Annotated in this window: 11 protein-coding genes; 4 read left to right on the plus strand and 7 right to left on the minus strand. The window is 69.9% G+C overall.

Annotated elements, in window-relative coordinates:
- Positions 1 to 77 precede the first annotated feature (77 nt).
- From dnaN to ACFWY5_RS27515, 3 genes are all read right to left on the minus strand, one after another.
- Complete coding sequence (gene dnaN, locus ACFWY5_RS27505; protein WP_379613096.1) at positions 78 to 1178, minus strand: DNA polymerase III subunit beta; 1101 nt, start codon at positions 1176 to 1178, stop codon at positions 78 to 80.
- A gap of 66 nt (positions 1179 to 1244) precedes the next feature.
- Entirely contained in the window at positions 1245 to 1898 is a 654-nt protein-coding gene (locus ACFWY5_RS27510) for a LuxR C-terminal-related transcriptional regulator (protein ID WP_379613095.1), read from the minus strand.
- Positions 1892 to 3316 (minus strand): sensor histidine kinase, encoded by a 1425-nt coding sequence (locus ACFWY5_RS27515; RefSeq protein ID WP_379613094.1) that lies wholly within the window; start codon positions 3314 to 3316, stop codon positions 1892 to 1894. Before ACFWY5_RS27515 ends, ACFWY5_RS27510 begins: the two co-directional genes overlap by 7 nt.
- 109 nt (positions 3317 to 3425) lie before the next feature.
- On the opposite strand from ACFWY5_RS27515, the gene ACFWY5_RS27520 reads away from it, so the two are divergent.
- Complete coding sequence (locus ACFWY5_RS27520) at positions 3426 to 4334, plus strand: ABC transporter ATP-binding protein (protein ID WP_379635224.1); 909 nt, start codon at positions 3426 to 3428, stop codon at positions 4332 to 4334.
- Positions 4331 to 5065 carry an ABC transporter permease gene (locus tag ACFWY5_RS27525; protein WP_379635226.1) on the plus strand — a complete coding sequence of 245 codons (735 nt, stop codon included), beginning with the start codon at positions 4331 to 4333 and terminating at the stop codon, positions 5063 to 5065. The genes ACFWY5_RS27520 and ACFWY5_RS27525 overlap by 4 nt, the downstream gene beginning before the upstream one ends.
- Before the next feature lies 1 nt (position 5066).
- On the opposite strand, the gene ACFWY5_RS27530 is transcribed toward ACFWY5_RS27525, so the two are convergent.
- Positions 5067 to 5972, minus strand: coding sequence for an SMP-30/gluconolactonase/LRE family protein (locus ACFWY5_RS27530; RefSeq protein WP_379613091.1), 906 nt, complete (start codon positions 5970 to 5972; stop codon positions 5067 to 5069).
- A gap of 55 nt (positions 5973 to 6027) precedes the next feature.
- Between ACFWY5_RS27530 and ACFWY5_RS27535 the strand changes: the two genes are divergently transcribed.
- The gene (locus tag ACFWY5_RS27535) at positions 6028 to 6465 is read left to right on the plus strand and encodes an Lrp/AsnC family transcriptional regulator (RefSeq protein WP_379635228.1); all 438 of its coding nucleotides are present in this window, start codon (positions 6028 to 6030) and stop codon (positions 6463 to 6465) included.
- 9 nt (positions 6466 to 6474) lie between these two features.
- Positions 6475 to 6960 (plus strand): redox-sensitive transcriptional activator SoxR, encoded by a 486-nt coding sequence (soxR, locus tag ACFWY5_RS27540; protein WP_379613089.1) that lies wholly within the window; start codon positions 6475 to 6477, stop codon positions 6958 to 6960.
- Here soxR and ACFWY5_RS27545 read toward each other — a convergent pair.
- The 3 genes from ACFWY5_RS27545 to dnaB form a co-directional block, all read right to left on the minus strand.
- Positions 6957 to 7403 (minus strand): universal stress protein, encoded by a 447-nt coding sequence (locus ACFWY5_RS27545; RefSeq protein ID WP_379613088.1) that lies wholly within the window; start codon positions 7401 to 7403, stop codon positions 6957 to 6959. The genes soxR and ACFWY5_RS27545 overlap by 4 nt on opposite strands.
- 78 nt (positions 7404 to 7481) lie before the next feature.
- A complete protein-coding gene (locus tag ACFWY5_RS27550) occupies positions 7482 to 8447 on the minus strand; it encodes a small ribosomal subunit Rsm22 family protein (RefSeq protein ID WP_379635230.1) in 966 nt (321 codons plus the stop codon).
- 126 nt (positions 8448 to 8573) lie between these two features.
- Positions 8574 to 9932, minus strand: coding sequence for a replicative DNA helicase (dnaB, locus tag ACFWY5_RS27555; RefSeq protein ID WP_379613086.1), 1359 nt, complete (start codon positions 9930 to 9932; stop codon positions 8574 to 8576).
- Positions 9933 to 9957 lie beyond the last annotated feature (25 nt).

Genomic DNA, 9957 nt, shown 5'->3' on the forward strand with positions numbered 1-9957 from the left:
AAGCGATCCCCCCGATCGGCGCCCGCGCACGGCGGCGGGTGGCGTGGGGGTGGCTGCGCCGTAATGGAAATGAGGGTTTACCCCTGGCGAAGGGACATCACGAGATAGCGGAAATCCGGCTCCGCGTCGCCGGGCACGTCCTGGATGAGGGCCGGGCGGGTGGAGGATTCCATGTTGATGCGGGCCAGCTCCGTCTCCACGCCGGTCAGGCCGTCGAGCAGGAAGTGGGACTGGAAGGCCATCTGGATGTCGTCGCCGCCGCGCAGTTCGCATTCGACGACCTCGGTGCCGCGGCCGATGTCGCCGCCGCCCGCCTGGATCAGCACCTGGTTCTTGCTGAACGTCAGCCTGATCGCCGTGTTGCGCTCCGCCACCAGCGCCACGCGCTTGATCGCCTCCACGAACGGCGTCACGCGGACGTCGGCGCGGATGGACCAGTCGGCGGTCAGGCGGGTGCGGTAGTCGATGAACTGCTCGTCGAGCAGGCGGACCGTCGTGCTCCGGCCCACGCTCTCGAAGCCGGCCACGCCATCGCCCATCGCGATCAGCACCTCACCGCCGCGCAACGACTTGGCCACCTCGACCAGCACCCGCGCCGGCACCATCGCGGAGACCGCCACGTCGGGCCGGGCGGGGCGCCAGGTGAAGTCGCGGGCGGCGATCCGGTAGCGGTCGGTGGCCGCCATCGCGACGTTCTCGCCCTCGATATCGACGCGGATGCCGGTCAGCATGGGCAGCGTGTCGTCACGGCTGGAGGCGGGCGCCACCTGCGTCACCGCGCTGGCGAACACTCCCCCGCCGATGGCGCCGATGCCCGGCGGCATGGTGGGCAGGGTCGGGAAGTCGTCGACGGGCATCGTGATCAGGCCGAACTCGGCGCTGCCGCAGGTCAGGATGGCTTCGGCGCCCTCCGTCACGATCTGGACGTCCTCGGCGGGCAGGCTCCGGCTGATCTCGGCCAGCAGGCGGCCGGGGATGAGCACCTTGCCGGGCTCGGCCACGTCGGCCTCGACCCTGGCCTGGGCGGAGACGTCGTAGTCGAACGCCGCCAGGCTCAGCTCGTCGCTCGCCTCGATCAGCAGCCCGGACAGCACGGGGACGACAGGCCGGCTGGGCAACACCCTGGCCGCCCATGCCACCGCGTCTGCCAGCACATCACGGCTAACCCGGAATTTCACCTGATCTACCCTTTCGTGTCACCTGCCTCCTAAGAAGGTATCCGGTGCCACCGACAAAGCAGCCCGTCACCGGCTGTTGAGGTAGGTGAGAACGGCCAGGACACGGCGGTTGTCGTCGTCCGACGGCGCCAGGTCGAGCTTGGCGAAGATGTTGGCCGTGTGCTTGGCCACCGCGCTCTCGCTCAGGTACAGGCGCTGCGCGATCGCCGCGTTGGAACGCCCCTCGGCCATGACCTCCAGGACCTCGCGTTCGCGCGGGGTGAGGGCGGTTAAGGGTTCGTTGCGGGCGTTGCTGGCCAGCAGCTTGGAGATGACCTCGGGGTCCATGGCGGTGCCGCCGGCCGCCACGCGGCGTACCGCGTCGACGAACTGGTCGGCGTTGAAGACGCGGTCCTTCAGCAGGTAGCCGATGCCGCCGGAGCCGTCGGCCAGGAGTTCGCGGGCGTAGAGCTGCTCGACGTGCTGGGACAGCACCAGGATCGGCAGGCCGGGGATCTTCCTGCGCGCCTCCAGGGAGGCCTTGAGGCCCTCGTCGGTGAGGGTGGGCGGCAGCCGTACGTCCACGACGGAGACGTCGGGGCGCAGCTCGATCAGGGCCTTCAGCAGCTCGGGACCGGTCTCCACCGCGCCCACGACCGTGAAGCCGTGCGCCTGGAGAAGGCGGACGAGCCCGTCGCGGAGCAGGTACAGGTCTTCTGCTATGAGAACGCGGTTCAGCATCGGTTGAATGATAGGCGGGGCGGAGCCCACTGGCCCTTGTGGGAATGGGTCGCGGGGATCAGGACGGCCGCCACGTACATGGTGCCGCCGACCAGCATCATCAGGGCGATGACCGGCCACTGCCACTGCTCCGGCAGGTAGAGGGCGAGGAACCAGGCCTTCTCGTCGACGGAGAAGACCTTGAAGATGGCGGCCACCATGCCCTGCGGGAAGAACGGGCACCAGGCGGTCAGCCACAGGAAGACGACCACGCAGGTCTTCCACAGCGGCATCTTCGGCAGGGCGCCGGACGACCACTTCTCGGGCAGGGAGCGCGGCAGCTCCATCGTGACCGTGGTGGGGCCGCCGGGCGGGCTGTGCAGGGCCAGGACGCCGTCGAAGGCGGCCAGCCTGCGTTCGATCCCGGCCAGTCCGCTGCCCTTGGCGGGGTCGGCGCCGCCCAGGCCGTCGTCCTCGACGGTGATGCGCAGGTCGCCGTCGTGCTGGCTGATGTCGACGCGGGCGCACTCGGCCTGACCGTGGCGGGCGGCGTTCGACAGCAGCTCACTGACGGCGAAGTACGCGGCCGCCTCCACCGGCGCCTCGGGGCGGTGCGGCAGGTCCACGTCCACCTCGACACGCAGCGGGCTGTCCATCGCCATCGCCCGTACGGCGTCGCCGATCCCCCGCTCGGCCAGCACGGGCGGATGGATGCCGCGCACCACGCGGCGCAGCTCGGTCAGCGTGTCGGCCGAGGCGTCGCGGGCCTTGGCCAGCAGGGCTTTGGCGGCCGCCGGGTCCTTCTCGACGAGTTCCTCGACGGCGCCGAGCGTCATGCCGAGCGCCACCAGCCTGGCCTGGGTGCCGTCGTGCAGGTCCCGCTCGATCCTGCGCATCTCGGCGGCCTGCGTGTCGTTGGCCAGGTTGCGCACCCTGTCCAGGTGGCGTACGCGCCCCGCCAGCAGGCTCGCCGCGGTGGGCGCCAGCAGGGCGCGCGCCCACAGGGCGTACAGCCGGACCCCCACGCGCGGCAGGAAGACGAGCAGCGGCGCGAGCGTGAACTTGACCACCGGGTCCCACAGCAGCCACAGCGAGTCCCGCCAGGAGGCCGTGTCGCTGATCAGCCACTTCCAGCGGTTGCTCCAGTCGGGAATCCGCGGGGTCTTGTAGAGCGTGCGGTCGTGGCGGTACCAGCCGTCTGGCTGAGGCTGCGCCGGCGGCGGCTTCGGCAGGTACGGCGAGGCGATCTCGACCCCGGCCCACTCCCGAGCCCAGCGCCGGGTCAGCTCGGCCGCCCACCGGATCATCATGACCTGCGGCGGATAGAGGAACACCATGCCGAACGCGAAGGCCAGCGTGAGCATCGGCAACGCGACCAGCACCATGCCGACCTCGACGAACGCCATCGCGAGCAGGAGCATCGCGCGACCGAATCTCATGCCCTTCAGTGTGCAGGAACCCGGCGAATCAGACACTGCATCTAAGTACACCCTTGCCTGGGAGCTAGCGCGATTCCCCAGGGAACCGGGTGTTCTTAGCGTCTGAGGCATGGACCTGATCGAAGTCACCAACCTCCGCAAGAGCTACAAAGACCATGTGGCCGTCGAGGACGTCTCGTTCTCCGTCGAGGAAGGCGAGATCTTCGGCATCCTCGGGCCCAACGGAGCCGGCAAGACCACCACCGTCGAGTGCGTCTCCGGCCTGCGCCGCCGCGACGGCGGCCGGATCAGCGTGGCCGGCGTCGACCCCGGCCGCGACCGCGACCGGCTGCGCCGTATCCTCGGCGCCCAGCTCCAGAGCTCCCAGTTGCCCGACCGCATCAAGGTGTGGGAGGCCATGGACCTGTACGCCTCCTTCTACCCCGATCCTGCCGACTGGCCGGAACTGCTCGACCTGGTCGGCCTGACCGCCAAGCGGAACGCCATGTTCGCCAAGCTCTCCGGCGGCCAGCGGCAACGGCTGTCGGTGGCGCTGGCACTGGTCGGGCGGCCGCGCGTGGCCGTACTGGACGAGCTGACCACCGGCCTCGACCCGCAGGCGCGGCGCGACGTGTGGGAGCTCGTGGAGCGGATCCGCGCCGACGGCGTGACGGTCCTGCTGGTCACCCACTTCATGGAAGAGGCCGAACGGCTCTGCGACCGCGTGGCCCTCATCGACGGGGGCAGGGTGGCCGCGATCGACACCCCCGCCGGGCTGGTGGCGTCCGTGGACGGTGAGCAGGAGGTCAGCTTCCGGCCCTCCTCCCCCGTGGACGAGGCGATCCTGCTCGCCCTGCCCGAGGTGCGCTCGGTCGAGCGCAGCGGCGCCCGGCTCGTCGTCACCGGCTCCGGCAACCTCGCGCCCGCCGTCACGCTCGCGCTGGCTGAACACCAGATCGTCCCCACCGACCTGCGCATCGAGCAGGCCAACCTGGACGACGCCTTCCTCGCCATCACCGGAAAGAAGCTCATCCCATGATGAAGATCCTCGCCGTCGAGACCAAGCTCCAGCTGCGCGAATGGCCGGGCATCGCGTTCACCGTCGCGCTGCCGCTGGCGTTGCTGCTCGTCCTGGGCAGCATGCCGGGCTTCTCCGAGCGCAAGCCCGAGCTGAGCGGCCAGTCGCTCAACGACACCCAGATGCCGGCCATGATGACCATGCTCGCGCTGCTCACGCTGGCCTTCACCGTCCTGCCCTCGACCCTGACCGCCTACCGCGAGCGCGGCGTGCTGCGCAGGATGTCGACCACGCCCGTGCACCCGGCCCGCGTCCTGGCCGCCCAGCTCGTCATCAACCTCGCGATCGCCGTCCTGTCCACGGTGTTGCTCATCGTCTGCGCCCGTCTCGTGCTGGGCACCGTGCCGCCGCGCGCCCTCGTCGCCTTCGCCCTCGTCTATCTCCTCGGTACGGCGGCGCTCCTGGCCATGGGCCTGGTGGTGGCGGCGATGCTGAAAACCAGCAAGGTGGCGGCGCCGGTCGGATCGGTGATCATGTTCCCGTTGATGTTCGTCGCGGGCATGTGGATCCCGCGCGAGCTCATGTCCCCGGTCCTGCGCACGATCGGCGACTTCTCCGTGGCCGGGCCGTTCGCCCAGGCCTTGCGCGACACCTGGGCGGGCAACGCGCCCCAGCTGCCGCACCTGGCCGTCATGGCCGGTGGGCTGCTGGTGTTCGGCGGGCTGGCCGTACGGCTGTTCCGGTGGGAGTGACTCAGCCCCAGACCGGGCGGGCGCCGCGTACCCCGGACAGGATCGAGTACAGGGACGAGGTGGCGGTGACGAACAGGCGGTTGCGCTTGGGGCCGCCGAAGACCAGGTTCGCCACCTGCTCGGGGAACTTCAGGCGGCCCAGCAGGGTGCCGTCGGGGTCGTAGCAGTTGACCGCCTTGCCGCACGCCGCCCAGACCCGGCCGGTGTCGTCCAGGCGCAGGCCGTCGAAGCTGCCGTGCTCGGTGTCGGCGAAGACCTTCCCGCCGGTCAGCCGGCCGTCCTCGTGCACGTCGAACAGGCGGATGTGGTTGGCCTGGGTGTCGGCGACGTACAACTGCTTCTCGTCGGTGGAGAACGCGAGGCCGTTGGGGCGTTCGAAGTCGCCGGCCACGACGCGTACCTCGGCGGTGCCCGGGTCCACGCGGTAGACGTGGCAGCCGTCGATCTCCTGCTCGGCCCGGTGGCCCTCGTAGTCGCTGATGATGCCGTAGGGCGGGTCGGTGAACCAGATGGAGCCGTCGGAGCGTACGACCACGTCGTTGGGACTGTTGAGGCGCTTGCCCTTCCACCGGTCGGCGATCACGGTCACGCGCCCGTCGGCCTCGGTACGGGTGACCCGGCGGGTGCCCTGCTCGCAGGAGATCAGCCGCCCGACCCGGTCGAGGGTGTTGCCGTTGACGTAGTCGGCCGGCTCGCGGAAGGGGCCGACGTGGCCGGTCATCTCGTCCCAGCGCAGCAGGCGGTCGTTGGGGATGTCGCTCCAGACCAGGAAGCGTCCGGCCGGGAAGTAGACCGGGCCCTCGGCCCAGCGGGTGCCGGTGTGCAGCACCTCCGTCCACAGGTCCCCGCGGATCTCGGCGGCGCGCGGGTCGAACGGCTCGAACTCGGTGGGAATCACGGTCGTCATAGCAGAAGCAAACCTCATCCGGCAATGGAAGGCCATGGCCGACTACCATCCTGTTGTGGACAACATTGACAGGATGCTGATCGGTCAGCTCCAGGAGGACGCCACGCGGTCGTACGCCGTGCTCGGCAAGGCGGTGGGGCTGTCCAGCGGCGCCACCCACGAGCGGGTCCGCAAACTACGCGAACGCGGCGTCATCCGGCGCACCACCATCGACGTGGACCCGGTCGCCACAGGACGGGGCGTGCTCGCCTACGTCCTGGTCGACGGCAGCGTGTGGATGGGCGGCACGACCGAGCCGCTCAAGGCCATCGACGGCGTCGAGGAGGCCCATATCATCGCCGGTCCCGCCTCCGTCCTGGTCAAGGTCCGTACGGCCGGCACCGAGCAGCTCCAGGAGGTGCTGCGCGAGATCTTCGACATCGACGGCGTCACCGGCACCCAGACCATCGTCGTGCTGGAGACCCTCTTCGATCGCCCGACACAGGTGACATAGGCTGCGCAGATGAGCAAGGCGCCGTGGAATTCCAAGGAGCTCACCGTCGGCCAGCTGTCCGAGCGCAGCGGGGTCGCCGTCTCCGCGCTGCACTTCTACGAGGCCAAAGGCCTGATCGACAGCCGCCGCACCACCGGCAACCAGCGCCGCTACTCGCGCGACACCCTGCGCAGGGTCGCCTTCATCCGGCTGGCCCAGCGCATCGGCATCCCGCTCAAGACCATCAAGGACGCGCTCGCCCAGCTCCCCGAGGAGCGCACGCCCAACCGCGAGGACTGGGCCAAGCTCTCCGCCGCGTGGCGTACCGAGCTCGACGACCGCATCGAGCAGCTTCAACGGCTGCGCGACGACCTGACCGACTGCATCGGCTGCGGGTGCCTGTCGCTCGACCGGTGCGTACTGGCCAACCCCTTCGACCGCCTGGGCGACGAGGGGCCGGGAGCCAGGCGCATCGACACCCGGCTCTCCCCGGCCTCCAACTGCGCGGCCTGCTAGTTCTTCGCCGGTGGCACGATGAGCGTCGGGCGGTGCGCGTGGTGCAGCACGTGGTTGGACACACTGCCCAGCAACACCGAGCGCACCCCGGCCAGCCCCCGCGAACCGGTCACGATCAGCGAGGCGTCGATCTCGTCGGCCACGTCCACGATGGTCTTCCAGATCGACTCGCGGTCGGCCACCGCGCGTGCCGTCACGTCGCTCAGACCGGCCTTCACCGCCAGCTCCGCACCCTCCTTGGCCTGCTGCTCGGCCAGTTCCTTCCACTCCTCGCCCTGGTCGGAAATCAGCGCGGGCCCGGCGATGGGGTGCCGCTTCAGCTGCACGAGCAGCGGCTCCCACACCGTGATCACGACCGTCGACTCCCGGGCGAGGTGCTCGCCCGCGAACTCGATGGCCGCCTTCGCGTCGGCGGAACCGTCATAGGCGATCAAGATGGTCATGGCTTCTTCCCTTCGCTGTAGTCATCTGCTAAAGCACCGCGAAGATCAGCCCGATTCCGCCGCCGCGTGTCTACTGGGTCACACCGGCGGCCACGCCTCACCCCACGCGGTGTCGCGGGCCGCGCGGTAAAGCTCGCCGTCGCGCTTGGAGACGTTCTGGTCGCTGACGCCGTCGCCGCACAACGTCAGCGTCACCAGCCCCTTGCGGGTACGCGGATGGCGCAGCACCCGCGCCGCCGGCGGCGTGACCGGCGCCGACGTCGCCACGACATAGGAGAACTTCTCGTCCTCGAAGCCCAGCGAGCCCGCCTTGAGCCGCCGGTGCAGGCTCTCGCGCGGCAGCCGGGCGGCGAAATGGCACCAGTCGCCGGGCGCGAGCGGGCACGCCTCCTCATGGGGACAGGGAGCCGCGATGTTCATGCCCAGCTCGACCAGGAGGTCACGGACGGCCAGCACCCGCGCGAACCCGTCCGGCGAACCCGGCTCGACCACGGCCAGCATCCCGGCCCGCCCGGCCAGCCTCCTGATCAGCGGCAGCCGGGCCGCCTCCGGCAACTCCCCCAGCACGTACGACACGGTCACCAGGTCGGCCGGTTCCGTAGTGATGTCTTTCACCAGATCGGCCTGGCGCCAGGTGGCCTGCCGTACCGCGGGATGGGCGGAACGGGCGGCCAGCGCACGGCCGAGGCCGGCGGCCGCGCGGTCGCGCTCGAGGACGGTCACCTCGCGCAGGCCGGGCCAGCAGTCGGCGGCCGCCCAGACCGCCGCGCCGGTGCCACCCCCTACATCCAGATGGGTACGCGGGCCGAAACCCGGCGCCACGGCCGCCGCCTGGGCCAGGGCGGACCGGACGGCGGCGAAGGTGGCCGGCATGCGGACTGCCGCGTAGGCGGCCACGTCGGTCGCCGACCGCAGCGCGGGCCGGTCGATGGGACGGTGATAACGCGCCGTGAGCTCGGCGGCCGAGGCGGCCAGGTCGTGCTCACGGTGGGACTCGAGCTCTTCGGTCAGGGCATGCCTGAGCTCGGCAGGCAGGGCATACAAAAGGAGACTCCTCGGCTGGAGAAGGGACGCTGGGACCGGATGACGTCCTTGACCTGCATGGGCACCTCCTGGGGTCGCCAGGCAGGCTAACTCCGCGGCGGCGGGGGCGTCATCCGGTTTTTCGCGTCAGTGCTGGGCCATGTCGACGAACCGGCTGTAATGGCCCTGGAAGGCCACGGTGACCGTGGCGGTGGGACCGTTACGATGCTTGCCCACGATCAGGTCGGCTTCGCCGGCCCGCGGCGACTCCTTCTCGTAGGCGTCCTCACGATGCAAGAGGATCACCATGTCCGCATCCTGCTCGATGGATCCGGACTCGCGCAGGTCGCTGACCTGGGGGCGTTTGTCGGTGCGTTGTTCGGGGCCACGGTTGAGCTGGGACATCGCGATGACCGGGACCTCAAGCTCCTTCGCCAGCAGCTTGATGCCTCGCGAGATCTCCGAGACCTCGTTCTGGCGGCTTTCCGTCTTCTTCGGCGAGCTCATCAGCTGGAGGTAGTCGATGATGACGAAGCGCAGGTCGTGGCGCTGTTTGAGGCGCCGGCACTTGGCCCGGATCTCCATCATGGACATGTTGGGCGAGTCGTCGATGAACAGCGGCGCCTCGGCCACCTCGCTCATCCGCCTGGCCAGCCGGGTCCAGTCGTCGTCGCTCATCATGCCGGAGCGCATCGCGTGCAGCGCGACCCGGGCCTCGGCCGAGAGCAGGCGCATGGTGATCTCGTTGCGCGACATTTCCAGCGAGAAGATGACCGTGGTCATCCCGTTCCTGATCGCCGCCGAGCGCGCGAAGTCCAGTCCGAGCGTGGACTTGCCCATGGCGGGGCGGGCGGCCACGACGATCATCTGGCCCGGGTGGAGTCCGTTGGTGAGCTGGTCGAGGTCCTGGAAACCGGTGGGTACGCCGACCATGTGGCCGCCGCGGCTGCCGATGGCCTCCAGCTCGTCGAGGGCGCCGGGCATGATCTCCGACAGGGGGCGGTAGTCCTCGGAGGTGCGGCGCTCGGTGACCTTGTAGATCTCGGCCTGGGCGCGGTCGACCAGGTCGTCGACCTCTTCGTTCTGGCCGCCGTAGCCGTAGGAGACGATGCGGGTGCCGGCCTCGATGAGGCGGCGCAAAATGGCCTGTTCGCGGACGATCTTCGCGTAGTAGCCCGCGTTGGCGGCCGTCGGGACGACCGCGGTCAGCGTGTGGAGGTAGGCGGCGCCGCCGACCCTGGCCATCTCGCCGCGCTTCTGCAGTTCGTCGAAGACGGTGACGGCGTCGGCCGGCTCGCCTCTGCCGTAGAGGTCGGTGATGACGTCGTGGATGATCTGGTGGGCGGGCCGGTAGAAGTCGTCGGAACGCAGGATCTCGATGACGTCGGCGATGGCGTCCTTGGACAGCAGCATGCCGCCCAGGACCGACTGCTCCGCCTCGATGTTGTGGGGCGGGGTACGTTCGAAACTCGGGCCGCCACCGCCGCCCGGCTCTTCGTCGTCCATGCTTACCGCGCCCCCTCGAACTAGC

Origin of the sequence: Nonomuraea sp. NPDC059007, from assembly GCF_042740555.1 — a bacterium.
Lineage (GTDB): Bacteria > Actinomycetota > Actinomycetes > Streptosporangiales > Streptosporangiaceae > Nonomuraea.